This window comes from Bradyrhizobium sp. Ghvi (assembly GCF_900115265.1).
GTDB lineage: Bacteria > Pseudomonadota > Alphaproteobacteria > Rhizobiales > Xanthobacteraceae > Bradyrhizobium.
This window is the reverse complement of record NZ_FOVU01000003.1, coordinates 226,917-253,576: the sequence shown is the minus strand read 5'-3', so window position 1 is coordinate 253,576 and position 26,660 is coordinate 226,917. Positions and strand designations below refer to the sequence as shown.

The 26,660-nt window shown below is 63.4% G+C and carries 19 protein-coding genes; 13 read left to right on the top strand and 6 right to left on the bottom strand.

Going from position 1 to position 26,660, the window contains the following annotated elements:
• Nucleotides 1-132 precede the first annotated feature (132 nt).
• The 5 genes from pimA (at nt 133) to BM374_RS12350 (ending at nt 6,462) form a co-directional block, all read left to right on the top strand.
• Complete coding sequence (gene pimA / locus BM374_RS12370; protein ID WP_092292402.1) at nt 133-1,809, top strand: dicarboxylate--CoA ligase PimA; 1,677 nt, start codon at nt 133-135, stop codon at nt 1,807-1,809.
• Nucleotides 1,806-2,993: an acetyl-CoA C-acyltransferase gene (locus BM374_RS12365; protein WP_092292400.1), complete on the top strand. Its 1,188-nt coding sequence runs from the start codon at nt 1,806-1,808 to the stop codon at nt 2,991-2,993. The genes pimA and BM374_RS12365 overlap by 4 nt, the downstream gene beginning before the upstream one ends.
• Before the next feature lie 16 nt (nt 2,994-3,009).
• Nucleotides 3,010-4,200 carry a pimeloyl-CoA dehydrogenase large subunit gene (pimC, locus tag BM374_RS12360; RefSeq protein ID WP_092292398.1) on the top strand — a complete coding sequence of 397 codons (1,191 nt, stop codon included), beginning with the start codon at nt 3,010-3,012 and terminating at the stop codon, nt 4,198-4,200.
• 183 nt (nt 4,201-4,383) lie between these two features.
• The gene (gene pimD, locus BM374_RS12355) at nt 4,384-5,526 is read left to right on the top strand and encodes a pimeloyl-CoA dehydrogenase small subunit (protein WP_092292396.1); all 1,143 of its coding nucleotides are present in this window, start codon (nt 4,384-4,386) and stop codon (nt 5,524-5,526) included.
• 162 nt (nt 5,527-5,688) lie between these two features.
• Complete coding sequence (locus BM374_RS12350) at nt 5,689-6,462, top strand: SDR family NAD(P)-dependent oxidoreductase (RefSeq protein ID WP_092292394.1); 774 nt, start codon at nt 5,689-5,691, stop codon at nt 6,460-6,462.
• Between the two features lie 3 nt (nt 6,463-6,465).
• On the opposite strand, the gene BM374_RS12345 is transcribed toward BM374_RS12350, so the two are convergent.
• Both BM374_RS12345 and BM374_RS12340 read right to left on the bottom strand, forming a co-directional pair.
• The gene (locus tag BM374_RS12345) at nt 6,466-7,347 is read right to left on the bottom strand and encodes a hypothetical protein (RefSeq protein WP_092292392.1); all 882 of its coding nucleotides are present in this window, start codon (nt 7,345-7,347) and stop codon (nt 6,466-6,468) included.
• 2 nt (nt 7,348-7,349) lie between these two features.
• Nucleotides 7,350-8,735: an MBOAT family O-acyltransferase gene (locus tag BM374_RS12340; RefSeq protein WP_092292390.1), complete on the bottom strand. Its 1,386-nt coding sequence runs from the start codon at nt 8,733-8,735 to the stop codon at nt 7,350-7,352.
• A gap of 120 nt (nt 8,736-8,855) precedes the next feature.
• On the opposite strand from BM374_RS12340, the gene BM374_RS12335 reads away from it, so the two are divergent.
• The 6 genes from BM374_RS12335 (at nt 8,856) to BM374_RS12310 (ending at nt 17,289) form a co-directional block, all read left to right on the top strand.
• A complete protein-coding gene (locus BM374_RS12335) occupies nt 8,856-9,248 on the top strand; it encodes an endonuclease domain-containing protein (protein ID WP_092292388.1) in 393 nt (130 codons plus the stop codon).
• Nucleotides 9,249-9,541: 293 nt separating this feature from the next.
• A complete protein-coding gene (glpK, locus tag BM374_RS12330) occupies nt 9,542-11,044 on the top strand; it encodes a glycerol kinase GlpK (RefSeq protein ID WP_092292386.1) in 1,503 nt (500 codons plus the stop codon).
• A 44-nt stretch (nt 11,045-11,088) separates the two neighbouring features.
• Nucleotides 11,089-13,536, top strand: a complete 2,448-nt coding sequence (locus BM374_RS12325) for a penicillin acylase family protein (protein WP_092292384.1) — start codon at nt 11,089-11,091, stop codon at nt 13,534-13,536.
• 110 nt (nt 13,537-13,646) lie between these two features.
• Nucleotides 13,647-14,240 (top strand): GNAT family N-acetyltransferase, encoded by a 594-nt coding sequence (locus tag BM374_RS12320; protein WP_092292382.1) that lies wholly within the window; start codon nt 13,647-13,649, stop codon nt 14,238-14,240.
• A 719-nt stretch (nt 14,241-14,959) separates the two neighbouring features.
• Nucleotides 14,960-16,567 (top strand): RNA-directed DNA polymerase, encoded by a 1,608-nt coding sequence (locus BM374_RS12315; protein ID WP_092292380.1) that lies wholly within the window; start codon nt 14,960-14,962, stop codon nt 16,565-16,567.
• Nucleotides 16,564-17,289, top strand: coding sequence for a hypothetical protein (locus BM374_RS12310; RefSeq protein ID WP_143270178.1), 726 nt, complete (start codon nt 16,564-16,566; stop codon nt 17,287-17,289). Before BM374_RS12315 ends, BM374_RS12310 begins: the two co-directional genes overlap by 4 nt.
• A 108-nt stretch (nt 17,290-17,397) precedes the next feature.
• On the opposite strand, the gene BM374_RS12305 is transcribed toward BM374_RS12310, so the two are convergent.
• Nucleotides 17,398-18,345 carry a threonine/serine dehydratase gene (locus tag BM374_RS12305; RefSeq protein ID WP_092292376.1) on the bottom strand — a complete coding sequence of 316 codons (948 nt, stop codon included), beginning with the start codon at nt 18,343-18,345 and terminating at the stop codon, nt 17,398-17,400.
• 155 nt (nt 18,346-18,500) lie between these two features.
• Between BM374_RS12305 and BM374_RS12300 the strand changes: the two genes are divergently transcribed.
• Nucleotides 18,501-19,130: a glutathione S-transferase family protein gene (locus tag BM374_RS12300; protein WP_092292374.1), complete on the top strand. Its 630-nt coding sequence runs from the start codon at nt 18,501-18,503 to the stop codon at nt 19,128-19,130.
• A 343-nt stretch (nt 19,131-19,473) separates the two neighbouring features.
• On the opposite strand, the gene metH is transcribed toward BM374_RS12300, so the two are convergent.
• Nucleotides 19,474-23,325 carry a methionine synthase gene (metH, locus tag BM374_RS12295; RefSeq protein WP_092292372.1) on the bottom strand — a complete coding sequence of 1,284 codons (3,852 nt, stop codon included), beginning with the start codon at nt 23,323-23,325 and terminating at the stop codon, nt 19,474-19,476.
• 6 nt (nt 23,326-23,331) lie between these two features.
• Complete coding sequence (gene metF, locus BM374_RS12290; RefSeq protein WP_177248251.1) at nt 23,332-24,252, bottom strand: methylenetetrahydrofolate reductase [NAD(P)H]; 921 nt, start codon at nt 24,250-24,252, stop codon at nt 23,332-23,334.
• Nucleotides 24,253-24,635: 383 nt separating this feature from the next.
• Here metF and BM374_RS12285 point away from each other — a divergent pair, with 383 nt between their 5' ends.
• Nucleotides 24,636-25,652, top strand: coding sequence for an LLM class flavin-dependent oxidoreductase (locus BM374_RS12285; protein ID WP_092292368.1), 1,017 nt, complete (start codon nt 24,636-24,638; stop codon nt 25,650-25,652).
• A gap of 142 nt (nt 25,653-25,794) precedes the next feature.
• Here BM374_RS12285 and BM374_RS12280 read toward each other — a convergent pair whose 3' ends face one another.
• Entirely contained in the window at nt 25,795-26,652 is an 858-nt protein-coding gene (locus BM374_RS12280; RefSeq protein WP_092292366.1) for a prephenate dehydratase, read from the bottom strand.
• Nucleotides 26,653-26,660: the final 8 nt, after the last annotated feature.

The window sequence follows — 26,660 nt, the reverse complement described above, 5'->3', positions numbered from 1 at the left end:
TTGTGGGGGAGGGGCAGGGAGGGGGGTAGCCCCGGGCGCCGGCGTTTGTGGCTACCCCTTTCCCCAACCCTTCCCCACAAGAGGGAAGGAAGCCCGGGCAGTTTGCCCGCCTCACTGCAATCAAGATCTTTAATGACCCATCCCGGCGGACAGTTTTACCCCGAAGGCGTGCATTGGGACGACCCCATCGTCCAGGGCACGCTGCCTGACCTGCTCTCGACGGCCGCCGCAAATTACGGCCCCCGTACCGCGCTGGAATTTCGCGATCGTCCGATCACCTATGCCGAGCTCGCAGCTCAAGCCGAGCGCGCGGCGGCCGCGTTCCTGCGCGAAGGCATCGGCAAGAACACCTCCGTCGCGCTGTTCCTCGGCAACACCCCCGATCATCCCGTCAACTTCTTCGGCGCGCTGAAGGCCGGCGCCCGCGTCGCGCATCTGTCGCCGCTCGATGGCGAGATCGCGTTGACCCACAAGGTGTCTGACTCCGGCTCGCGCCTGCTGGTCACCTCGAACCTCCAGGCCTTGCTGCCGACCGCGCTGAAACTCCTGGAGAAGGGCCTGATCGACCGCCTCGTCGTCTGCGAGGACGATGATTGGGGCAAGGTCGGCACGCCGCAGGCGGCGATCCCAAGCGATCCCCGTATCGTCACCTTCAAGGCCTTCGTCGCGAGCGCGCCGATCCCGGCGCAATGGCCGGTGGTTTCGGTCGATGACGTCGCGCTGCTGCAATATACCGGCGGCACCACCGGCCTGCCGAAGGGCGCGATGCTCACGCATGGCAATCTGACCTCGGCGGTCTCGATCTACGACGTCTGGGGCAAGCCGGCACGTGCCGCGCGCGGCGACGTCGTCGAGCGCGTCATCTGCGTGCTGCCGCTGTTCCACATCTATGCGCTCACGGTCGTGCTGCTGTCCTCGCTTCGCCGCGGCAATCTGATCTCGCTGCACCAGCGTTTCGATGTCGAGGCCGTGATGCGCGACATCGAGGTCAAGCGCGCCACTTACTTTCCGGGCGTGCCGACGATGTGGATCGCGATTGCGGCGCTGCCCGACCTCGACAAGCGCGACTTCTCCTCGCTTAACCTCATCGGCTCCGGCGGCGCGCCCTTGCCGGTCGAGGTTGCGAGCTTCTTCGAGCGCAAGGTCGGCAAGAAGCTGAAGAGCGGCTGGGGCATGACCGAGACCTGCTCGCCCGGCACCGGCCATCCGCCTACGGGTCCCGACAAGCCCGGCTCGATCGGGCTGATGCTGCCCGGCATCGAGCTCGATGTCGTCTCGCTGGAAGAGCCCACCAAAGTGCTGCCGCCGGGCGAAGTCGGGGAGATTCGCATCAAGGGCCCGAACGTCACGAAGGGCTATTGGAATAAGCCGGCGGGATCCGCGGAGGCCTTCGTCGACGGCCGCTTCCTCACCGGCGACATCGGCTATGTCGACACCGATGGCTATTTCTTCCTGGTCGATCGCAAGAAGGACATGATCATCTCCGGCGGCTTCAACGTCTATCCGCAGATGATCGAGCAGGCGATCTACACCATTCCGGGCGTGCATGAGGTGATCGTGCTCGGCATTCCCGACCCCTATCGGGGCGAGGCCGCAAAAGCCTTCATCAAGCTGAAGCCCGGCGCCAAGCCGTTCACGCTCGACGAGCTGCGCGCCCAGCTCGCCGGCAAGCTCGGCAAGCACGAGATGCCGGCGGCGGTCGAATTCGTCGACGATCTGCCGCGCACGCCGGTCGGAAAATTGTCGCGCCACGAATTGCGCCAGCAGCAAAAACCATCACATCTCACGCAACCAGGAGGTCGCTCTTGACCGACGCCGTCATCGTTTCCACCGCCCGCACGCCGATCGGCAAGGCCTATCGCGGCATGCTCAACGCCACCGAAGGCGCCACGCTGCTGGGCCATGCCATCGGCGAAGCCGTCGCGCGTGCGAAAGTCGATCCGAAGGAGGTCGAGGACGTCGTGATGGGCGCCGCGCTCCAGCAGGGCGCGACCGGCGGCAACATCGCACGCAAGGCGCTGCTGCGCGCCGGCCTGCCCGTCACGGTCGCCGGCACCACCATCGACCGGCAATGCGCCTCGGGCCTGCAGGCGATCGCGCTCGCCGCGCGCTCGGTGATCTTCGACGGCGTCGAGATCGCGGTCGGCGGCGGCGGCGAGTCGATCTCGCTCGTGCAGAACGACAAGATGAACGGATTCCACGCCCAGGACCCGGCGCTGCTCAAGATCAAGGGCGAGGTCTACATGCCCATGATCGACACCGCGGAAGTCGTTGCCAAGCGTTACGGCATCTCGCGCGAGAAGCAGGACGAATATTCGCTGGAGAGCCAGCGCCGCACGGCCGCCGCGCAGCAGGGCGGCAAGTTCAAGGACGAGATCGCGCCGATCACGACGCAGATGGCGGTCACCGACAAGGCGACCGGCGCGGTGTCGATGAAGGAAGTCACGCTGTCGCAGGACGAAGGCCCGCGCCCCGAGACCACGGCGGAAGGCCTTGCCGGCCTCAAGCCCGTGCGCGGCGACGGTTTCACCGTCACGGCCGGCAATGCCAGCCAGCTCTCCGATGGCGCCTCGGCCTGCGTGATCATGAGCGACAAGGAAGCTTCAAAGCGGGGTCTTGCGCCGCTCGGCATCTTCCGCGGCTTCGTCTCGGCCGGCTGCGAGCCTGACGAGATGGGCATCGGCCCGGTCTTCGCCGTGCCGCGGCTGCTCAAGCGACACGGCCTCACGGTCGACGACATCGGCCTGTGGGAGCTGAATGAAGCCTTCGCGGTGCAGGTGCTCTACTGCCGCGACAAGCTCGGCATCGACCCCGAGAAGATCAACGTCGATGGCGGCGCGATTGCGGTCGGCCATCCCTACGGCATGTCTGGTGCGCGCCTCACCGGCCATGCCCTGATCGAGGGACGCCGCCGCAAGGCCAAATACGCTGTCGTCACCATGTGCGTCGGCGGCGGCATGGGCGCGGCCGGCTTGTTTGAAGTATTGCAGTAATTTACAGGAGGATCCGATGGATCTCGCATTCACGAAAGAAGAGCAGGCGTTTCGCGAGGAAGTGCGGTCATTCTTCCGCGACAACGTGCCGCCGGATACGCGGCGCAAGCTGGTCGAGGGCCGTCACCTCACCAAGGACGAGATGGTGACGTGGTGGCGCATCCTCAACAAGAAGGGCTGGGGCGTCAGCCATTGGCCGAAGCAATATGGCGGCACGGGCTGGACGTCCGTGCAGCACTACATCTTCAACGAGGAGCTGCAGTCCTATCCGGCGCCGCAGCCGCTCGCCTTCGGCGTCAGCATGGTCGGTCCGGTCATCTACACCTTCGGCAACGAGGAGCAGAAGAAGAAGTACCTGCCGCGCATCGCCAATGTCGACGACTGGTGGTGCCAGGGCTTCTCCGAGCCGGGCTCGGGCTCCGATCTCGCCTCGCTGAAGACCAAGGCCGAACGCAAAGGCGACAAGTGGATCATCAACGGCCAGAAGACCTGGACCACGCTCGCCCAGCACGCCGACATGATCTTCTGCCTCTGTCGCACCGATGCTTCCGCCAAGAAGCAGATGGGCATCTCCTTCATCGTGTTCCCGATGAAGTCGAAGGGCGTCACCGTGCGCCCGATCCAGACCATCGACGGCGGCCATGAGGTCAACGAAGTCTTCTTCGACGACGTCGAAGTGCCCTACGAGAATCTGATCGGCGAGGAGAACAAAGGCTGGGACTACGCGAAGTTCCTGCTCGGCAATGAGCGCACCGGCATCGCCCGCGTCGGCGTCTCCAAGGAGCGGCTGCGCCGCATCCGCGATCTCGCCGGCAAGGTGGAATCCGGCGGCAAGCCGATCATCCAGGACTCGGCGTTCCGCGAGAAGCTGGCAGCCTGCGAGATCGAGCTGAAGGCGCTCGAGCTGACGCAGCTGCGCGTCGTCGCCGACGAAGGCAAGCACGGCAAGGGCAAACCCAATCCGGCCTCTTCGGTGCTGAAGATCAAGGGCTCCGAGATCCAGCAGACCACCACCGAGCTGCTGATGGAAGTGATAGGCCCGTTCGCCGCGCCCTACGACGTGCACGGCGACGACGGCTCGAACGAAGCCATGGACTGGACCGCCCAGATCGCGCCGAGCTACTTCAACAACCGCAAGGTCTCGATCTATGGCGGCTCCAACGAGATCCAGCGCAACATCATCGCCAAGGCGGTGCTGGGGCTGTGATCTGTTCCCTCTCCGCGGAGGCGGGGAGGGCAATGTTTCCACCGTCATTGCGGGGCGCGACGAAGTCGCGAGCCCGGAATCCATCGAGCCGCATACGCTGAGGCGAAATGGATTCCGGGCCTGGCCCTTCGGGCCATCCCGGAATGACGAAGTCAAATAGTCCGGGTACGAGGAACCAAAGAAATGGATTTTGATCTGAACGAGGAGCAGCGGCTTCTCAAGGAAAGCATCGACGGCCTGCTGACCGATTCCTACGATTTCGAGAGCCGCAAGAAATACATGAAGGAGAAGGGCGGCTGGAGCAAAGCGGTCTGGGGCAAACTCGCCGAGCAGGGACTGCTCGGCCTGCCCTTCAGCGAGGCCGATGGCGGCTTCGGCGGCGGCGGCGTCGAGACCATGATCGTGATGGAAGCGCTCGGCAAGGCGTTGGTGCTCGAGCCGTATCTGGCGACGGTCGTGATCGGCGGCGGCTTCCTGCGTCATGCCGGCACCGATGCGCAGAAGGCCGCGCATGTCCCCGGGATCATCGACGGCAGCAAGACGCTCGCCTTCGCCCAGCTCGAGAAGAACTCGCGCTATGATCTGTTCGACGTCTCAACGACGGCGAAGAAGAAGGGTGACGGCTGGGTGATCGACGGCGAGAAGTTCGTCGTGCTCAACGGCGAGAACGCCGACACGCTCGTCGTCACCGCCCGCACGAAGGGTAACCGACGCGATACGAGCGGCATTGGCGTGTTCCTGGTGCCGGCGAATGCCAAGGGTGTCACGAAGAAGTCCTACCCGACCCAGGACGGCCTGCACGCCGCGGACATCACCTTCACCGGCGTCGAGGTCGGCGCGGATGCAGCCGTCGGCAATCCCGAGGATGGTCTCGCCCTGATCGAGCGCGTGGTGGACGAAGCCCGCGTCGCGCTCTGCGCGGAAGCCGTCGGGCTGATGGACGAGTCGCTGAAGACCACCGTCGAGTACATCAAAACGCGCAAACAATTCGGCGTCGCGATCGGCTCGTTCCAGTCGCTGCAGCACCGCGCCTCCGACATGTTCGTCGCGGCCGAACAGGCGCGCTCGATGTCGATGTTCGCGACCATGGCCAACGATTTCGAGGACGCCAAGGAGCGCGCCAACGCGATCGCCGCGGCCAAGGTGCAGATCGGCAAGTCGGCCAAATTCGTCGGCCAGCAGTCGATCCAGCTCCACGGCGGCATCGGCATGACCATGGAGGCTAGAATCGGCCACTACTTCAAGCGCCTCACCATGATCGAGAACACCTTTGGCGATACCGACTACCACCAGCGCCGCGTCGCGGATTCGGGCGGGTTGATCTAGTCGCCACGACGACTGTCATCCCGGGGCATCGCGAAGCGATGAGCCCGGGATCCATCAGGCAGCATCACGCGCGGTGAAATGGATTCTCAGATGCGCAATTGCGCATCATAGTTCGCGCTACGCGCGTCCCGGAATGACGAACTGGAGCGGAGCCCAACCCCAATGAAAAACACCCCGTTCGATCTCACCGGCAAGGTCGCCGTCGTCACCGGCTCCAGCCGCGGCATCGGCCGCTCTTCGGCCGAGTTGCTGGCAAAGTTAGGGGCCAAGGTCGTGGTCTCCTCGCGCAAGGCCGATGCCTGCAAGGAGGTCGCCGACGGCATCAATGCGTCCGGCGGTGACGCCATCGTCATCCCCTGCAACATCGCGCGCAAGGCCGAGGTCGAAGCGCTGATATCAGGCGCCACGAAGCACTACGGCAAGATCGACATCCTCGTCTGCAACGCTGCAGTGAACCCGTATTACGGTCCGCTGCTCGACATCACGGATGAAGCCTTCGACAAGATCATGGGCTCGAACGTCAAGAGCAACATCTGGCTCTCCGCGCTGGCGATCCCGCAAATGGCCGAGCGCGGCAAGGGCTCCGTGATCATCATCTCCTCGATCGGGGGCTTGCGCGGCTCGACCGTGATCGGCGCCTACGGCATCTCGAAAGCCGCGGACTTTGCGCTGTGCCGCTCGCTCGCCGGCGAATGGGGCCCAAAAGGCGTGCGCGTCAACTGCATCGCGCCCGGCCTCGTCAAGACCGATTTCGCCCGCGCATTGTGGGAAGACGAAGCTTTGCTGAAACGCCGCACCGCCACCACGCCGCTGCGCCGCATCGGCGAGCCCGACGAGATCGCCGGCGCGGTTGCCTACCTCGCCTCGGATGCCTCGAGCTTCATGACCGGCCAGACCATCGTCATCGACGGCGGTGTCACCACGGCCGCGGTGTAGCCGCTACCGGTCGCGCCCGGCCAGCGCGCTTTCGATGGCGCGCACGACGAGCAGGGCCGAGCGCTCGTCGAGATGCACGCCATCGGCCCAGCGCAGCTCGCCTCGCGGCGGATCGATCGGCAGCCAACGCCCGCGATCCGGGAAGGCCGCATGGACGATCGCCTTGCTCATGTTGACCATGCGGGAGTCCTCGATCTCAGCCGCGAAGGGAATCTCGAGCAGGAAGGCGCGTGATCCCCGCCGCTCGATCTCGTCGATCAGCTCCTTCATGCGCGCCACATTCACCCGCGTCGGAACGGTGGGATCCTCGTCATTCATCTGTTGCACGGCGCGGTCGAGATAGACCTTGTTGTCGAAACTGCTCGGCGGTTCGCTGAGCAGGCGATCCCGCACCGCGCGCGCCGCTGCAGGATCGGGCGGCGTGTGATTCCAGGTCTCGTAGGCGGCAACAGCCGTCCGCACCGGGCGCAGGAACGGCGCCTCGCTGCGCGCCCCGCCCGAGAATTTGGCGATCAGCGCATCGTCGGGCAGGCGCGTGAGAACATTGGTCTCGATCAGGACGATTTTCGGCAGGCTTGTCTGGCGCGCGATGATGCCGAGGCTCGTTGCCGGTGAGCCGCCGGCGAGAGCGAGATTGCGGACACGGGGCCGCGAGAAATAGTTCTCCTTGAGGCGCCATGCGACCGAGCTGCCGACCAGCACGAGGTCAGGCACGGGCTCACTGAGATAGCGGTTGAGGGTGATGATGGTGCCGTCACGGGTCGTGACGGTCGGCTGCTGGAGTGCCGCGCCGAACCGCACGGTGGCGAGGCCGCAGGCCAGCAGCAGCGCAGCAGCGGCGCCCGCGCATTTGATCAGCCATGGCAGCCCGGATGCGCTTTGCATGGTCAAAACTGGAAATAGATGAAGGCGGCGTCGGGACCTGCCTCGAGCCAGGCCATCGCCGCCAGCGTACCATAGAGATACGGCTCCCATCGCCGCAATCTGCCGTCGAGGAGCGCGCCTATGCCGAGATGCTGGACGAGAACGGGCAGGGCGTAGAGCAGCGCCATGTTGCGATACAATTTTGTCGGGTTTGGATTGTCGATCGGCGAGAACATGCCCGAGAGATAGCCGACCGCGTGATCGAAGTTCGGCAGCTTGAAGAAGATCCAGAGCATCGTCACGCAGAAGAACACCACGCCCATGCGCGCGGCCCGCACCACCGGTCCGGCTTCGCCGAGCAATCTCAGGAACGGGCGCTCGACGACGAGCAGCAGGCCGTGCAGCATGCCCCACAGCGCGTAGCTCAGGCTCGCGCCGTGCCAGAGCCCGCCGAGCGTCATCACGATCATCAGATTGAGGCAGGTGCGGACCGGCCCCTTCCTGTTGCCGCCGAGCGGGATGTAGAGATAGGTCCTGAGCCAGGTGGACAAGGAGATGTGCCAGCGCGTCCAGAATTCGGAGAACGAAACCGAGATGTAGGGCAGGTTGAAGTTGACGGGCAGGCGGTAGCCGAACAAGAGGCCGAGGCCGAGCGCGATCGCCGAATAGCCGAAGAAGTCCGCGTAGATCTGGTAGCTGTACAGGAACACGAGCAGCCAGCGGTCCGGCGTCGCCACGGTCTCGTAGAGCGGATAGTCCATATAGGACGTCATTTCGTTGAGATTGTTCGCGACGTAGAGCTTGAAGAAATAGCCGGTCAGGATCCATTTGGCGGCCTCGACGAGGTCGACGTCGACGAGCCGCTTGGGCGCGATCTGCGGCATGAACTGGCCCGCGCGGGTGATCGGCCCGGACACCAGCTGCGGAAAGAAGATGATGTAGAGGAAGACGTCGCGCAAGCGAGGTGGCTGCTTCTCGCGCGTGAGGTCGACCAGCAGACTGATGTTGTGGAACACGAAAAACGAGATGCCGATCGGCAGTGGCAGCCGCAGCAGCACATCCAGTGGCGCGACTCCGGTCGGGTGAACCGCGGCCGGATCGATGAACAGCAGCTTGTACTTGAAGAACGCCAGCAGGCCGAGATTGAACACGATGCCGACAGGCATCCACACCGCGCGGTTGTCGAACGCCAGCACCAGGCAGAGATAGGTTCCGAGCACGGCAAGCAGCAGCAGCGGCAGCAACGCCGGCTGGCCGGAGCCATAGAACACCAGGCTTGCGAGCACCAGCAGCTGAACCTGGAAGCGGCGCAACGGCGGCAGATAATAGGCGCCGAACACGACCGCAACGAAGAGTGCGAATTGCAATGAGGTGAAAGTCATGCCGCCCCGGATGGTCCGGTCCGGCATGTAGCATCTTCGTCCCCGCCGTCCTAGTCTCGGCGAGGAGCCGCCGAAAACATTGCCATTGCAAACGGGTGTCCTGCGGGGCTTCCCTTACGCTTCTCCATAGGATGGGCTGGAGCGCAAATGGTCTCAACATCGATCCGCCGCGCTGTCGCGAAAAGGCTCCGGGCCAATACGACACCTCACGAGCGGATATTCTGGCGCGCACTCAGGGAACTGCCGCTCGAAGGCACTCACTTTCGGCGCCAGGCGCCGATCGGCCCCTACATCGTCGATTTCTTCTGTCCCGCCAAGGGCCTCATCATCGAACTCGATGGCGGTCACCACAACGAAGATGATGTGGCCGCCAAGGACCTCGAGCGCCAATGTTGGCTCGAACGCGAAGGCTATCGCGTCATCCGGTTCTGGAATTCGGAGATTACCAGCGATCTAACCGCGGTGCTCGAACGGATCTATATCGAGCTATATGGATCGCGCGAAGCAGAACCAACTCCGTTGAAACATCGTAGAACATAGTGCTCCGGACGGCTCTTCTCTTACCCTCCCCTGGAGGGGGAGGGTCGATACGCATGCAGCGCAGCGGAATGCGTAGCGGGGTGGGGTGACGGTCTCTCCGCAATGAACGTTGCCCGTGCTGAGGGATCACCCCACCCCGGCTCACATTTCGCTGCGCTCAATGCGAGCCGACCCTCCCCCTCCAGGGGAGGGTAAGAGAAGGCGCTGCGCATCACACCTTGACCTCTCGGCGGCAATCCCGTTTCTTTGGCCGCGACACAATGACCTCTCGGGCAACGCCAAGGTAAGCTTCCATGTCTTTCGTCCTCGCCATCGATCAGGGCACCACCTCCTCGCGCGCGATCGTGTTTCGCGGCGACATTTCCATCGCAGCGAAAGCGCAACAGGAATTCCCGCAGCATTTTCCGGCTTCGGGCTGGGTCGAGCACGAGCCGGAGGACATCTGGACCTCGACCGTGATGGTGTGCCGCGAGGCGATCGAGCAGGCCGGTATTACGGCGAAGGACATCGCCGCGATCGGCATCACCAACCAGCGCGAAACCACCGTGGTGTGGGACCGCGCGACGGGCCAGGCCGTGCACCGCGCCATCGTCTGGCAGGACCGCCGCACCGCGGACATCTGCTCGAAACTCAAGGCCGACGGCCGCGAGCCCCTGATCTCGCAGAAGACCGGCCTGATCATCGATCCCTATTTCTCCGGCACCAAGGTCGCCTGGATCCTCGACCACGTTCCCGGCGCCCGCGCGCGTGCGGCGCGCGGTGAATTGATGTTCGGCACGGTCGATTGCTATCTGCTGTGGCGCCTCACCGGCGGCAAGGTCCACGCCACCGACGCCACCAACGCCTCGCGCACGCTGCTGTTCAACATCCACACCGGCCAGTGGGACGACGAGCTGCTGGAGATCATCGGCGTGCCGCGCTCGATGCTCCCCGAGGTGAAGGATTCCTCCGCCCGTTTCGGCGAGAGCACGCCCGATTTGTTCGGCGGCCCCATCGTCATCTCAGGCATCGCCGGCGACCAGCAGGCCGCCACCATCGGCCAGGCCTGCTTCCGCCCGGGCATGATGAAATCGACCTACGGCACCGGTTGCTTCGCGCTGCTCAACACCGGCACCACGCCTGTCGTCTCGAAGAACAAGCTGCTCACCACCGTCGCCTACCAGCTCGACGGCAAGCGTACCTATGCGCTCGAGGGCTCGATCTTCGTGGCAGGCTCGGCGGTGCAATGGCTGCGCGACGGCCTCGGCATCATCAAGCACGCCGCCGAAACCGGACCTCTTGCCGATCAATCGGACTCCATGCAGAGCGTCTATCTCGTGCCGGCCTTCGTCGGCATGGGCGCGCCCTACTGGAATCCGCGCGTGCGCGGCGCGCTGTTCGGCCTCACCCGCAACACCGGCCCGGCCGAGCTCGCGCATGCGGCACTGGAGAGCGTCTGCTACCAGACCTTCGATCTCTGGGCCGCGATGCGCGCGGACTGGCCGAGCTCGGAAACCGCAAGCGTCGTGCTCCGCGTCGACGGCGGCATGACCGCCTCCGACTGGACCATGCAGCGCCTTGCTGATCTCCTGGACGCGCCGGTCGACCGCCCCGTCATTCAGGAGACCACGGCGCTCGGCGCCGCCTATCTCGCCGGTCTCAATGCAGGCGTGTATCCCGAGCCGACCAAGTTCGCCGACAATTGGCGCCTCGAGCACCGCTTCAAGCCGAATATGAGCCAGGCGACCCGCGAACGAAAGCTCGCCGGCTGGGCGCGCGCGGTAAAGGGCGTGCTGGCGAGCGACGAGGGGGACTAATGGGCGCGTGTCGCGCCCCAATCAACAACAACGGGACAAACACAATGAACACGGATTTCAACCGCGTCCTCCACAAGCTCGGCAGCGCCGCAATCTCCATCGCGCTGCTCGGCGCGCCCGCCGTCGCGCGCGACAAGCCGAATCCGCTCGAAAGCGCGCGCCAGGTCAAGACTGATGTCGCCGGTCTCGACGCGCCCGCCCAGATCCTGGTCGACGTCTGGGGCATCCCGCACATCTATGCCGGCAACGAGCACGACCTGTTCTTCCTGCAAGGCTTCAACGCCGCGCGCGACCGGCTCTGGCAGATCGATCTCTGGCGCAAGCGTGGGCTCGGCCTGCTCGCCAGGGATTTCGGCCCGGCTTATGCGGCACAGGACAAGGCGCTGCGGCTGTTTCTCTATCGCGGCGACATGACCAGGGAGTGGGCGTCCTACGGCCCCAAGGCAAAGACCTATGCGGAGGCCTTCGTCGCCGGCGTCAACGCCTATGTCACTGATGTGCGCGCCGGCAAACGCCCGCTGCCGATCGAGTTCAGGATCGCCGGCACCATGCCGGATATCTGGACCGCGGACGATGTCGTCCGCATCCGCAGCCACGGCTTGACCCGTAACGTGGCCTCGGAAGTGAAGCGCTCGCTGGTCGCCTGCGCGGCCGGCCTCGAGGCTGATCGCTTCCGCGTCAAGCTCGAGCCGGCCTGGACCACGAAGATCCCCGATGGCCTTGATCCCTGCAGCGTGCCGAAGGCCGTGCTCGCGGCCTATGATCTGGCGACGCGCCCGGTCGCGTTCCCAACGCCGAAGGACAGGCAGGCCGCACTCGCGCACGATCCCGACGCATATCTCACCGAAGCCGACCAGCAGCGCGACAGCATCGGCTCCAACAATTGGGTGATCTCGGCCTCGCGCACCGCAACGGGCCGTCCCATCCTCGCCAACGATCCGCATCGCGAGCACAGCGTGCCGTCGCTGCGCTACATCGTCGGGCTCAATGCACCCGGCCTGTCCGTGATCGGAGCCGGCGAGCCGGCACTCCCCGGCATCTCGATCGGCCACAACGGCACCATCGCCTTCGGCCTCACCATCTTCAACGTCGACCAGGAAGACCTCTACGTCTATGAGCTCAACCCTGAGAATCCCAACCAGTATCGCTACGGCAATGGCTGGGAGGACATGCGCATCGTTCACGAGACCGAGCAGGTGAAGGGCGAGGCGGATAGCGACCTCGAGCTGAAGTTCACCCGGCACGGCCCTGTCATCTTCGTCGATGACGCGAACAAGCGCGCCTTTGCCGTGCGTTCGATCTGGTTCGAGCCCGGCACGTCGGCCTATTTTGGCTCGTCGGACTACATGACCGCGAAGGACTGGAACGGCTTTCTCGCCGCCATGCGGCGCTGGGGCGCGCCGTCGGAGAACCAGGTCTATGCCGACACCAGGGGCAATATCGGCTGGGTCGCCGCCGGCAAGACGCCGCGCCGCGTCGGTTATGACGGCCTGATGCCGGTGCCGGGCGACGGCCGTTATGAGTGGAACGGCTTTCTCTCGCTCGACGATCTGCCGAAGGCCTATCAGCCCAAGCAGGGCTTCCTCGCCACCGCCAATCAGATGAACCTGCCGGCCGATTATCCCGTCGCGGAGCGCAAGGTCGGCTTCGAGTGGGCCGACAGCGCCCGCTGGCAGCGTATCACCGAAGTGCTCGCGGCCAACAACAAGGTGACGCTCGCCGACGCCATGGACCTGCAGAACGACGACACTGCGATGCTCGGGCGCCGGTTGGTCAAGCTGCTGCAGCCGCTGTCCTCCGACGACGCCGACGTGAAGCAGGGTCTCGATCTGCTCAAGCCATGGGACGCGCGCGATGCCGAGGGCAGCGCGGCGGCCGCACTGTACGAAGTCTGGATCGCCAATCATCTCGGCCCCGTGCTGCTGAAGGTGACCGCGCCCAAGGCTGTCGCCCTCATCGCGCCGGAGGCCTCCAGCATTTCGGCGCTGGTCGCCGCGTTGGAAGCGCCAGATAGCTCGTTCGGCGCCGACCCTGCCGCCGCCCGCGATCAGATCCTGCGCGACAGCCTCGGAGAGGCCGTGGCCGATGTCACCAGCAAGCTCGGCCCTGATCCTTCCACCTGGCGCTGGGGCCGGCTCCATGTCGCCAAATTCGACCATGCGCTGATGCCCCTCGCCGACAAGGCCACCGCCGCGCAGATGTCGGTCGGTCCGCTCGCGTTCGGTGGCGCCAGCAACGTGCCGCGCGCGGCAACCTATCGCCGCGCGGACTACCATCTGCTCTCCGGCGCCTCGTTCCGCATGGTGCTCGACGTCGGCAATTGGGATGCCAGCCGCACCATCAACACACCAGGCCAATCCGGCGATCCCTTCAGCGCCCACTACCGCGACCTCGCGCCGCTCTGGGCGACGGGGCAGTACGTGCCGCTGCTCTACAGCCGCAGCGCAGTGGAAGCCGCGACCGCGGAAGCGATCATGTTGACGCCGCGGTGAGTGGGGTTTTCGAATCGGAGTGGAATCAAGCTCAGTCGATACTCTCTCCGTTCCCCCTTGTGGGGGAGGGGAACGCACCGTGCCTTTGGCCTAGACCCAATGAGCCCACCATGATCCTCCCCGACGGCTACTCCGACATCCCCGCCGGCAAGATCGCCGCGATCGTCACCCATCTGGAGATGACGGCGCGCCCCGCGCACCGTGCCGATCCGGCCGGCAGTTGGTCCTTGCGCAAGGTCGATGCGCCGGCGCTTACATGGTACCGTGATCTCTTCCGTCGCGTCGGCGAGAACTGGCTGTGGTTCTCCCGCGCCCGCATGAGCGACGCCGAACTCGCCGCGATCATCCATGCCGCAGGCATCGAGGTCTACGCGCTGGTCGTCGATGGCCGCGACGAAGGCTTGCTGGAGCTGGATTTCCGCGAGCCCGGCCAGTGCGAGCTGGTCTATTTCGGCGTCACCGGAAACCTGATCGGCACCGGCGCTGCCCGCTTCCTGATGAACCGCGCGCTGGAGATCGCATGGTCGCGCGACGTGCGCCGCGTCTGGGTGCACACCTGCACGCTCGATCATCCCTCCGCGCTTGCGTTCTATCAGCGCTCCGGCTTCCGCGCGTTCCGCCGCCAGATCGAGCTGGCAGCTGATCCGCGCCTCGACGGCACGCTGCCGCGCGATGCGGCGCGGCATGTGCCGATCATCGACTAACCGGTAGCCCGAATTGAGCTAAGCGAAGATCCAGGGACAGGATTTCCGCCGAAAGTTCGAAGCGACACCGATATACTGCCAACAATCATGCCAACCGACAGTAAGATGAGCGTCCTTATCCAGCAAGCAAATCAGATTGGAGGGTTTTAACGACGCAGGTACAAGGTACTAGCTCCAGCCCAGATCACGGCAACAACGCGTCTGGTCGGCGGAGAAGATCTCTTCGTTCGCCTCTTCTCGGATTTTGAAATTAGACGAGGTTTTGCTGTTTGGCTAAGCCCTAATCGAGCCGGCAAGAATACATTCGCCATAAGCAAAAGGCTCGTGAGATTTATGTCCCGGCGCCGTCAGGTGAGCGCGTTGTCGATCGACAGTGCAGTGGCCCATCCCAGCGCTTCTCCGACAATGAACTCGATAAACTCAAGATTACTCTCTGATTTGCTGTTCAGAATCTAGTCCAGATGGAACGCAGCGTATTCTGGGACAACGTCCCCGTAATCCGCTCCGCATCATGGAGCTACGCCGCTACCTCCGCGTTGGCCCTCGCAATGACCGCGGGCGCAGCGCCGGCGCGGCGCACGGGTTGGACCTTACCGAGACGCCTGCTGAGCCAACCAGCGTACATTTCAAAGCATCCTGCGGCTTGATAGCTTCCCAATCTGCTAATAGAAAAATATGATTTCGCAACTCATGAATGTAGACGGCTGCCGTGGTGGGCGATGGACAAATTCTTCGAACGGGCAATTTCAAACGTAATTCGGCACGGTGACACTGATATCTTTCCGTTTCCGATCGAGAATCACATTTTCTTCGACAAGAGAGCCCAATGTCTCGACTTGTTGCGAGAGATTCATAGAGATTTTGATGGCAATCTAAATCGGTATCCGCCCGCACACGATGCCGCGCTAGCGCCGGTAAACTATACGGGATTCCGATGGGCTACCCAGATGGATCCCCTCTGGAATCTGTACTTTCTAGCACTTGTGCTTTCAATATCCGACGCAATTGAGCACGCTCGACTTCCTGTCAGCGCAAAGCGCGTCTTTTCCTATCGATCTCGGTGGGCCGACGACACAGCGGATATCTTTGACAGCGGGTCCAACTGGCGCGATTTCATGGAGTGCTCACTAGAACACGCGAAAAAGTTCAAGTTCGTCGTGGTCTGCGATATTTCGGAGTTCTATCCGAGATTGGGCCACCATCGATTGGAGAACGCTCTACTCCAGCTCGCCACCGTTGGTGATGCCCACAGTAGGATTATGTCGTTCCTAAAAAATTACTCGAATACAAATTCGTTTGGTCTTCCGGTTGGCGGTCCTGCGGCTCGAATACTATCCGAACTGGTTCTCAATCAGATTGATCGTCTCTTGGAAATGGAGGGAATAACCTTCTGCCGCTTCGCAGATGATTTCCATATTTTTTGCGATAGCGACGAGGAGGCGTATGCGCGCCTTATCTTTCTATCCGAAAAGCTCCTTCGTACTCAGGGGCTTCAACTGCAGAAATCGAAGACAAGGATCATGTCGAGTGCGGAATTTGCAGCGACAAATCCTCTAAATCCAAATGACGGAGATCGCAGTCCCACCGAGTCACAAGAGCGGGCAAAAGGTCTGATGCAGCTGTCGCTGCGATTTGATCCATACTCGCCGACCAAAAATGAGGACTACGCAGTCCTGCAGGCCGAAATTGAGAGATTCGATATTCTTGGTTTGTTGCGGGAGGAACTCTTAAAGAGTCGCATACACATAGGATTGGCGCGAAAGATCGTCGCCGCGGTCAAATATCTTGAATCGCGAGCAAGAGACGACGCCATTACGACCATGGTCGACAATGCTGAGTTACTATATCCCATATTTTCCAGTGTTCTCACCGTAGCTCGGGCCGTCTTTGATGATCTCTCGCCAGCGGCCCAATTGACCATCCATAAGAAAATCATTGGGCTCATAGAAAATCATTCACACGTTTTGCGTGTTGATCTCAATCTCGCTTACGCGCTTCGCGTTCTGTCCTGTAGGCATTCGCCAGAGGCAGAAGCGGTCCTTGTTCGAATTTTCAAGCTATCGACTTCCTCTTCGTTCTTGCGCAGAGACATAATCTTGACAATGGCGAAATGGAAGAATTGGTATTGGCTTTCTGACTTGAGAGCCAGCTTTCAGTCACTCAGCGTAGCTGAGAGACGAGCCTTTATCGTTGCTTCGTATTCATTGCGGGATGAGGGTAAGCACTGGAGACAGCATACGAGCGATCAGTTTTCTCCGTTCGAGCAATTGGTCCAGCGCTGGGCTAGCGAGAAAGCCAATCAATCTGGCTGGAGCATCCCGCTGTGATCTCCGCATCCACATTTTGCAAAGTTTACTCGTCGTTCTGGAAGAGCGTTGCGCCGACCACAGATATCTTCGTTCGGCGCTTGAATTTGGGACATTACGTGCGCGAATTCCCTGGGATGACAAGCGCCGCTGCGCCCATCCGCAGAGGTTTTATTAATGAAGTCGCCTTTGCTGCGTTTTGCCAAACAGCCAATGATGGCGTTGGTTGGCCCCCGGGAGGATTGAGCCCAGAGGAGCTGGATCGGGCTGTCTCCTACGTTCGATCGTTGCCGATTCGTCGGGAAACCCAGGGTGATATCGCTTCGGAAGGTGGACTCGCGCCCGAAGAAGTTGTCGACATTGACGAACAGCGGCGCCGCCTACTTTGGATGTTCTTGCTCAATAAGCCTGCTGGCTCTCTTCTCACTGAGCCAATATTTCCCGGCTGCGGAATGATAGACTCATGCAAGGGAGATCTCATCGCGTCGGATGCGCTCTATGAGGTCAAAGCAGGTGATCGATTGTTTCGATCTATAGATGTTCGTCAACTAATCGTGTATGGCGCCCTGAATTTTATCGCCAAGCGTTTCAAAATAGAGCGACTGGGCCTATTTAATCCGAGGGTGGGAATCGGAGCGACAATGTCCGCCGATGATCTATGTTTTGAAATTAGTGGGAAGCAGAGTAGCGAACTGTTTTCGGAGATCGCTGCCGCCTTTTCTAGTGGTGAAATGTCACGATAAATTCGTTCGGCGAATCTAGACCCTCAAAACGCCTTGTGCTCAGCCTGCGCCAACGAAAGCCCGTGCCGTATGGTGTTGAAAGAGGTCAGCCCTGGGTTTTCTTGAAAACTAGCTATCGAAATTCACCGCCGTCGTATTCGCCCCGCAGAGCAGCACCGCAATCCGCTCGCCGGGCGAGAGCTGATAACGCCCCGACAGCAGTGCCGCGAACGCAGCCGCACCGCCGGGTTCAGTGACCAGCCGCAGGCGCGACCATAGCGCGGCCTGCGCCTGCCGGATCGCATCGTCGCTGACCAGCACGACGCGCTCGACACGGGCGCGCGCGATCGGAAACATCAATTCGCCGACGCGCCGCGGCGCGAGGCTATCGGCGACGAGGCCGCCGGCTGGCGCGTCGATCGGAGTGCCAGCCGCGAAGGCGCTGTGCAGTGTCGGCGATTGCTCCGGCTCCACGGCGATGATGCGGGTCCTGCCGGCGCTCCACGCCGCGATGCCGCCGATCAGGCCGCCGCCGCCGACGGCCACCAGCAGCGTGTCGATATCGGGGGCGTCCTGCTCCAGTTCGAGGCCAACGCTGCCCTGACCGAGCAAGGTTTCAGCCTGATCGTAAGCGTGCACGGCCATGGCGCCGGTCCGCGCGACGTGCGCTTCGCTGGCTGCAAGCGCATCGGCGTAGCGGTTGCCGACGATCACGAGCTCGGCGCCGTAGCCTCTGATCCGCTCGGCCTTGGCGGGCGAGGTGATGTCGGGAACGAAGATCTTGGCGGGAATGCCGAGCCGCTGCGCCGCATAGGCGACGGCCGCGCCGTGATTGCCGCCAGAGGCCGCCACGACGCCGGCCTTCGGCACTTGCCGCAGCAGGAGATTGGCGAAGGCGCCGCGCGCCTTGAACGATCCGGAATGTTGCAACAGTTCGAGCTTGAAGCTGACGGGGGCTGCCGGGAGGCCGAAATCGGCGAGGTCGGCCGCAAGCAGCGGCGTGCGCCTGATGTGCGGGCGAATGACGGCCTCGGTCGCCGCGATCCGCTCGCGATTGATGTCTGATGTTGCTGTCATGATGTTGTCCTTGATAGCGCATCGGGGCGACGCTGTCGCGGGGCCCTTGCATCAGGTGCAATGCTCCATTTCCAACATCGTCCTTGCGTCGCGCCGATCTTCTCGCGGACACTGATCGGCCCTGCCTCATCCAGCGACTGAGAAGAGCGAGAACCATGTTCCTGATCGGCCAGTATGATTCCCCCTTCGTCCGGCGCGTCGCGATCGCGCTGCGGCTCTACGGCCTCGCTTTCGAGCACAGGCCGTGGTCGACCTTCGGCGATGCCGACAAGATCGCGCCGTACAATCCGCTGCGGCGGGTGCCGACCCTGGTGCTCGATGATGGCGAGGCGCTGATCGAGAGCACGATCATCCTCGATTATCTCGACGAGCTCGTCGGTGCGGAGAAAGCGATGTTGCCGCGAAGCGGCGCCGAGCGGCGCAAGCACCTGCGCATCTGCGCGCTCGCGTCAGGCCTCGGCGACAAGGCAGTGAGCCTGCTCTATGAGCGCGTGCTGCGCAAGGAGCAGCTCGCGCTGTGGGTCGAGCGTTGCCAAGCGCAGATCGGCGACGTGCTCGCCTTGCTGGAGGCCGAGCGCGCCAAGGCGACGTCGCCGTACTGGCTGGGGACGCGCATCGGCCATGCCGACGTCGCCGTCGCCTGCGTCGTTCGCTTCACCCGCGAGGCCCATCCGCAGCTGTTCGACGCGGCACGCTATCCGGCGCTGTCAGCGCACGCCGATCGCTGCGAGGCGCTGGCTCCGTTCAGGGAGATCGTGCAGCCGCTGGCACCGCCGAAGGGGTGAGGCTCTTACCCTACCCTGGAGGGGGAGGGTCGATCGCGCGAAGCGCGAGCGGGGTGGGGTGATCTCTCAACACGGGCAGTGCACAGCGCGGAGAGACTGTCACCCCACCTCGGTCCGCATTTCGCTTCGCTGCATGCGAACCGATCCTCCCCCTCCAGGGGAGGATAAGAACCGCGCATGCAGGAGCAATATCGACCAGCGCGCAACATCCGATCCTGCCTTGATACAGGTGTTTTGCCCGACGGAGCAAGCGATTTTCGGTAACACCGAAATTTCGCCAATCCTTTCAACCCCATTCCTACGGTGCATGGGGTTGTTTTCGCCTTTCGCGCCCGAGGCGCGCCTACCCCGCTCCCGCGCGCTTCTTCTGCCAGACGAGATGCACCGCGCAGGTGCAGCCCGGCGGATGCGAGGCGAGGTCGTTCGAAGCCTCGTCGTTCGCAGGTCTCGCAGCGAAGGCCTTGTCGGCTTCCTCTCGCGACGGGATGTAGTTCAGCACCGGCGCGAGCCAGCGCTCGGTCTCCGCCACGCTCATGCCCTTGCGCGCAGCATAGTCCTCGACCTGGTCGCGCTCGATCTTGCCGACGCCGAAATAATAGCTCTCGGGGCTGGCGAAATAGAGTCCTGACACGGACGAGCCCGGCCACATCGCGAAGCTCTCGGTCAGCTTCACGCCGGCGGTCGCTTCCGCATCGAGCAGTTCGAACAGCGTCGCCTTCTCGGTGTGATCGGGCTGCGCGGGGTAGCCAGGCGCGGGACGGATGCCCTGATATTTTTCGAGGATCAGATCCTCGTTGGAGAGCGCCTCGTCGGGCGCATAGGCCCAGAACTCGCGGCGCACGCGGGCATGCATGCGCTCGGCAAAGGCTTCGGCCAGGCGATCGGCCAGCGCCTTGCACAGGATCGAGGAGTAGTCGTCGTTGGCGCTTCTGAAGCGGTCGGCAACCGCGTCCTCGCCGATCCCTGCGGTGACCACGAAGCCGCCGATATAGTCGGGCACGCCTGAAGGCGCGATGAAGTCGGACAGCGCGGCGTTGAAGCGGCCCTCGCGCTTTTCGAGCTGCTGGCGCAGCGTATGAAGCGTCGCGATCTGCTTCGTCCGGCTTTCGTCGGCATAGAGCACGATGTCGTCGCCCTGCGCATTCGCCGGCCAGAATCCGATCGTCGCGCGCGCCCGGAACCATTTCTCCCTCACGATGGTGTCGAGCATCTTGCGCGCATCGTCATAGAGCGAACGCGCGACCTCGCCGGCCTTGGCGTCGTCGAGGATGGCGGGGAAGCGGCCTGCGAGCTCCCAGGTCTGGAAGAACGGCGTCCAGTCGATGTAAGGCACGAGCTCGGCGAGATCGTAGTCGTCGAAGCTCTTGATGCCGAGGAAGGTCGGCTTCACCGGCCTGCTCTTGGCGAAATCGACCGGCACGCGGTTGGCGCGGGCGTCAGCCAGTTTCAGCCGCTTCTTGTCGGCCTGCGCGCGCAGATGCGCCTCCGAGATCTTGGCGTATTCGGCCCGCACCTCGGCCGCATAGGCCTCGCGCTTCTCGGGCGAGAGCAGCGAGGAGGCGACGCCGACCGCGCGGCTGGCGTCGTTGACATGCACGACGGGGCCGGCGCGATAGCTCGGGTCGATCTTCACCGCGGTGTGCACGCGGCTCGTAGTGGCGCCGCCGATCAAGAGCGGCAGCTTGAGGCCTTCACGCTGCAGTTCGCCGGCGAAGAACGCCATCTCGTCGAGCGAGGGCGTGATCAGGCCGGAGAGCCCGACGATATCGGCCTTCTCCGCCTTCACGGTCTCCACGATCTTGGCGGCGGGGACCATCACGCCGAGATCGATCACCTCGTAATTGTTGCACTGGAGCACGATGCCGACGATGTTCTTGCCGATGTCGTGGACGTCGCCCTTGACTGTCGCGAGCACGATCTTGCCGGCGGACGACGAGCCCTCGGTCCCAATGCCGCTCGCCAGGTTGCGCGCCTTCTCCTCCTCCATGAACGGCATGAGGTAGGCAACGGCCTGCTTCATGACGCGGGCGGACTTCACCACTTGCGGCAGGAACATCTTGCCGTCGCCGAAGAGATCGCCGACGACGTTCATGCCGGCCATCAGCGGGCCCTCGATCACGTCGAGCGGGCGCGAGGAGTTCCTGCGGGCTTCCTCGGTATCCTGCTCGATGAATTCGGTGATGCCGTGGACCAGCGAATGCGACAGCCGCTTCTCCACCGGCCATTCGCGCCATGCGAGATCAGCTTCCTTGCTTTCCGTCTTCTTGCCGCGGAATTTCTCGGCCAGCGCCAGAAGGCGCTCGGAGGCGCCAGGGTCGCGATTGAGGACGACGTCCTCGCAGGTTTGCCGCAGCTCGGGGTCGATGTCGTCATAGACGATCATCTGCCCGGCATTGACGATGCCCATGTCCATGCCGGCCTTGATGGCGTGATACAGGAACACGGAGTGCATGGCCTCGCGCACCGGCTCGTTGCCGCGGAACGAGAACGACAGGTTCGACACGCCGCCCGAGATGTGCGCGCCCGGCAAGTTCTGGCGGATCCAGCGCGTCGCCTCGATGAAGTCGACGCCGTAATTGTTGTGCTCCTCGATGCCGGTCGCGATCGCAAAGATGTTCGGATCGAAGATGATGTCCTCGGGCGGGAAGCCGACGCGGTTGACGAGGATGTCGTAGGCGCGCTTGCAGATCTCGGTCTTGCGCGCGAAGGTGTCGGCCTGGCCGACCTCGTCGAACGCCATCACCACCACGGCCGCGCCATGGCGCCGCGCGATCTTCGCCTCGTGAACGAACTTCTCTTCACCTTCCTTCATCGAGATCGAGTTGACGACCGGTTTGCCCTGCACGCACTTCAGGCCGGCCTCGATCACCGAGAATTTCGAAGAATCGACCATCACGGGGACGCGGGCGATGTCGGGCTCGGCGGCGACGAGGTTGAGGAAGGTCACCATCGCGGCTTCGGAGTCGAGCAAGCCCTCGTCCATGTTGACGTCGATGATCTGCGCGCCGTTCTCGACCTGGTCGCGCGCGACCTGCAGCGCCGCAGTGTAGTCGCCGGCGGTGATCAGCTTGCGGAAGCGGGCCGACCCGGTGACGTTGGTGCGCTCGCCGACATTGACGAAGGGAATTGCATCGGTCAGCACGAACGGTTCGAGGCCGGAGAGCCGCAAGCGCGGCGCGATCTCAGGCACGATGCGCGGCTTGTGCGGAGCCACGGCCGCAGCGATCGCCGCGATGTGATCCGGCGTGGTGCCGCAGCAGCCGCCGACGATGTTGACGAGGCCGTCGCGGGCGAACTCGCCGATCAGGCGCGCCATGTATTCCGGCGTCTCGTCGTACTGGCCGAATTCATTGGGCAGGCCGGCGTTCGGATAGGCGCAGACAAGCGTATCGGCGACGCGGCCGATATCGGCGATATGCGCGCGCAGATCTTCCGCGCCGAGCGCGCAGTTGAAGCCGATGGTGACGGGTCTTGCATGCCGCACCGAATTCCAGAACGCCTCCGGCATCTGCCCCGACAGCAGCCGGCCGGATTTGTCGGTGATGGTGCCAGATACCATCACGGGCATGTCAATGCCGAGCTCTTCGGTGATCTCGGCGATCGCATAGAGCGCCGCCTTGGCATTCAGCGTGTCGAAGATGGTCTCGACCAGCAGCAGGTCGACGCCGCCGTCGATCAGGCCGCGGATCTGCTCGCCATAAGACTTGCGCAAATGGTCGAAGGTGACGGCGCGATAGCCCGGATTGGAAACGTCGGGCGAGATCGAGGCGGTGCGATTGGTGGGACCGATGGCACCGGCAACGAAGCGCGGCTTGCCGTCTTCGGCCGCGACGCAGCGGGCGGCGTTACCGGCGAGGCGGGCGCCTTCGCGCGCCATCTCGTAGACGATGTCGGTGAGGTCGTAGTCGGCCTGTGCGATCGAGGTCGTCGAGAAGGTGTTGGTGGCGACGATGTCGGCGCCGGCGCGCAAATAGGCCGCGTGGATGTCCTCGATCGCCTGCGGCTGGGTCAGGATCAGCAGGTCGTTGTTGCCGCGCAGATCGCGGTGGAAATTCTTGAAGCGCTCGCCGCGGAAGGCGGCCTCGTCGAACTGCAGGTTCTGGATCATCGTGCCCATGGCGCCGTCGAGCACGAGGATGCGCTCGCGCGCGGCGTTGATCAGGGCGGTTCGCTTGGGCGGGGTGGGTACGGTCATGGTGTCTTAAGCCGCCTTCTGCGCGCTCTTGGCGCGAATGCCGAGCAAATGGCTGATCGCGAACACGAGATCGGCGCGGTTCATGGTGTAGAAGTGGAAGGTGTCGACGCCGTGTTTTGCCAGTTTCTGCACCTGGCCGGCCGCAACCGTCGCGGCCACCAGCTTGCGGGTCTCGGCGTCGTTGTCGAGGCCCTCGAATTTCGCGGCGAGCCAGTCCGGCACGCTGGTGCCGTTCCGGGTGACGAAATTGCGCGCCTGCTTGAAATTGTGCATGGGCATGATACCCGGCACGATCGGAATGTTGATCCCGCGGGTGCGGACGCGGTCGAGATAGCGGAAGTAAAAGTCGTTATCGAAGAAGACTTGCGTGATCGCGCGCGTCGCGCCGGCGTCGACCTTGGCCTTCAGAGTGTCGATGTCGGCGTCGAAGTCGCGGGCTTCGGGGTGCTTCTCGGGATAGGCAGACACGCTGACTTCGATGTCGCCGTGACGCTTCTTGATTCCGGCGACGAGCGCGTCGGACGTCTGATAGCCGTCGGGATGGGCCGAGTAGGGCGTGCCGATGCCGCCGGCGGGATCGCCGCGCAAGGCCACGATGTGGCGCACCCCGACCTCGTGATAGCGGTCGACGATCTCGTCGATCTCGCCGCGCGAGGCGCCGACGCAGGTCAGATGCGCCGCCGGCAGCAGCGCGGTCTCCTTGAGGATGCGCGCGATGGTCGAGTGGGTCCGCTCCCGGGTCGAGCCGCCGGCGCCATAGGTCACGGAGACGAATTTCGGCTCGAGAGGCGCCAGCCGGTTGATCGTCTCCCAGAGATTGCGCTCCATCTCCTCGGTCTTGGGCGGAAAGAACTCGAAAGAGATCGCAGGCCGCTTCAGGTGCCCGTTTTGCCCGTCGGCTGTCGCAGGCTTCGTCAGATCAGTCATGGCACCACTCACTCCAAGGCTGCGTGCTCGGCGTCGGTCTAGATGGAGGTGGCAAGATAAGCCAAAGCAGCTGCCCCCGACAGCCCATCAGGGATGGGAAGTGGCCCACTTTGTGAATAATATGACGTATTTTAACACGACATATGACTTCAGTGGGAAAGGCTGGCGATTACGTAATACATATTTATATCAATAAAATAACTGGTATTCGAGTGGCCGCGGTTAGTAGATTCTCCGGTGGGCAATTTGAGGTTCACGCGATTGAGTCGGTATTTATCCCACCAAGGTCGATCGGTGTTACGCCTGGGCTGGCGGCCGACACACGCCAGACCTGCATGGACTGCCCATTGCCGCCGCGCGCCCCTTCACTACGTTAACGCGCCATGATCCCGCTCTCAGTCCTCGACCTGTCCGTCGTCACCACCGGCACAAAGCCTGCCGTCGCACTGCGCAACAGCATCGACCTGGCCCGCCACGTCGACGGGCTCGGCTATGTCCGCTACTGGCTCGCCGAGCACCATAACCTTGCTTCGGTAGCGAGCCCGGCCCCCGACGTGATGATCGGGCAGATCGCGGCAGTGACGAAGCATATCCGCGTCGGCTCCGGCGGCGTGATGCTGCCCAATCACGCGCCGCTGGTGGTGGCCGAGCGCTTCAAGATGCTGGAGGCGTTGTTTCCCGGCCGCATCGACCTTGGCCTCGGTCGTGCGCCCGGCACGGATGGTGCGACCGCTTATGCCCTCAGAAGCCGGCTCGACCGCCGCGAGGGCGACGATTTTCTGGAGCGGCTGCATGAACTGATTTTGTGGGAGACCCGCGAATTTCCCGCGGGCCACCCCTATCACAACGTTGTCGCGATGCCCGATGACAGTCCGTTGCCGCCGATCTGGCTGCTCGGCTCCAGCGACTATTCCTCGGAGCTCGCGGCCCAGGTCGGCATGGGCTTCGCCTTCGCGCATCACTTCGCATCCCACGATGCGGTCGACGCGATGGTGCATTATCGCAACCGCTTCCAGCCCTCGGCCTGGCGGGCGACCCCGCACGCGATCCTCGCCGTTGCCGCCATCGCGGCCGACACCGACGAGGAGGCCGAAAAGCTCGCCAGCTCGTTCGACCTCAACCGCCTGCGCCGCGATCGGGGCCAATATCTGCCGCTGCCGAGCGTCGAGGAAGCGCTGGCCTATCCTTACTCCGAGGCCGAGCGCGTCTCGATCGCACGCAACCGCTCGCGCCTGTTCGTCGGCAATCCGGCGACAGTGCAAAGAAAGCTTCAGCCGCTGATCGAGGCGAGCAAGCCGGACGAATTGATGGTGACTACGGCTGTGTACGACCACGAGGCGCGGAAGAAGTCGTATGCGCTGCTGGCCGAGGCGTTCGGGCTGAGGAAGCAGGCGGCGTAGGCCGCCCTGGTGCCCCGGACGCAGCGCAGCGCTTCTTCAGCGGTGCACTGCAGAGCCGGGGCGCATCGCAGCTTAGGACATCGTGGCCTCTGGATGTGGCCTCTGGATCCCGGCTCGCGCTTCGGGCGTCCGGGACACGAGACTAATCCTGCGTCTCGTTGAACGTCGCGCGGAACGGGTGGCCCGGATACACGCCGACGATGCGGAATTCGCGCGAGAAGAATTTCAGCTCCTCGATCGCAAAGGCGAGGCCCTTATCTTCAGGATGGCCGTCGACATCGGCATAAAACTGCGTGGCGAAGAAATTGCCGTCGACCATGTAGCTTTCGAGCTTGGTCATGTTGACGCCGTTGGTGGCAAAACCGCCGAGCGCCTTGTAGAGCGCGGCCGGCAGGTTGCGCACCCGGAAGACGAAAGTTGTGACCAGCGGGCCGGAGCCTTGCGGGGCCCATTTCGGCTCGCGTGCCAGCACCACGAAGCGCGTGGTGTTGTGGGACTCGTCCTCGATGTCCTCGGCGAGGATGTCGAGGCCGTAAATCTTTGCGGCGAGGCGCGAGGCAATGGCGGCGACGGTCTTGTCATTGCGTTCGGAGATGTCGCGGGCGCTACCGGCGGTATCGGCGTGCACGATTGGTTTGATGCCGAGCTTGCGGATGACGCGGCGGCACTGGCCGAGCGCGTGGACGTGGCTCTCGACGCTCTTGATGTCCTCGAGCCTGGTCCCCTTCACCGCCATCAGCTGATGCCGAACCGGCAAGAACCATTCGCCGATGATGAAGAGGCCGGAGGCCGGCAGCAGATGGTGGATGTCGGCGACGCGACCGGCGACCGAATTCTCGATCGGAATCATGCCGAGATCGGCCTCGCCCGAGGAGATCGCCGACAGCGCATCCTCGAAAGTGGCGCAGGGCATCGGCTCGGCGTCGGGATAGGCCTCGACGATGGCGATGTGGGAATTGGCGCCAGGTTCGCCCTGGAATGCGATCTTCATCTTGCTCATGGTCGGCC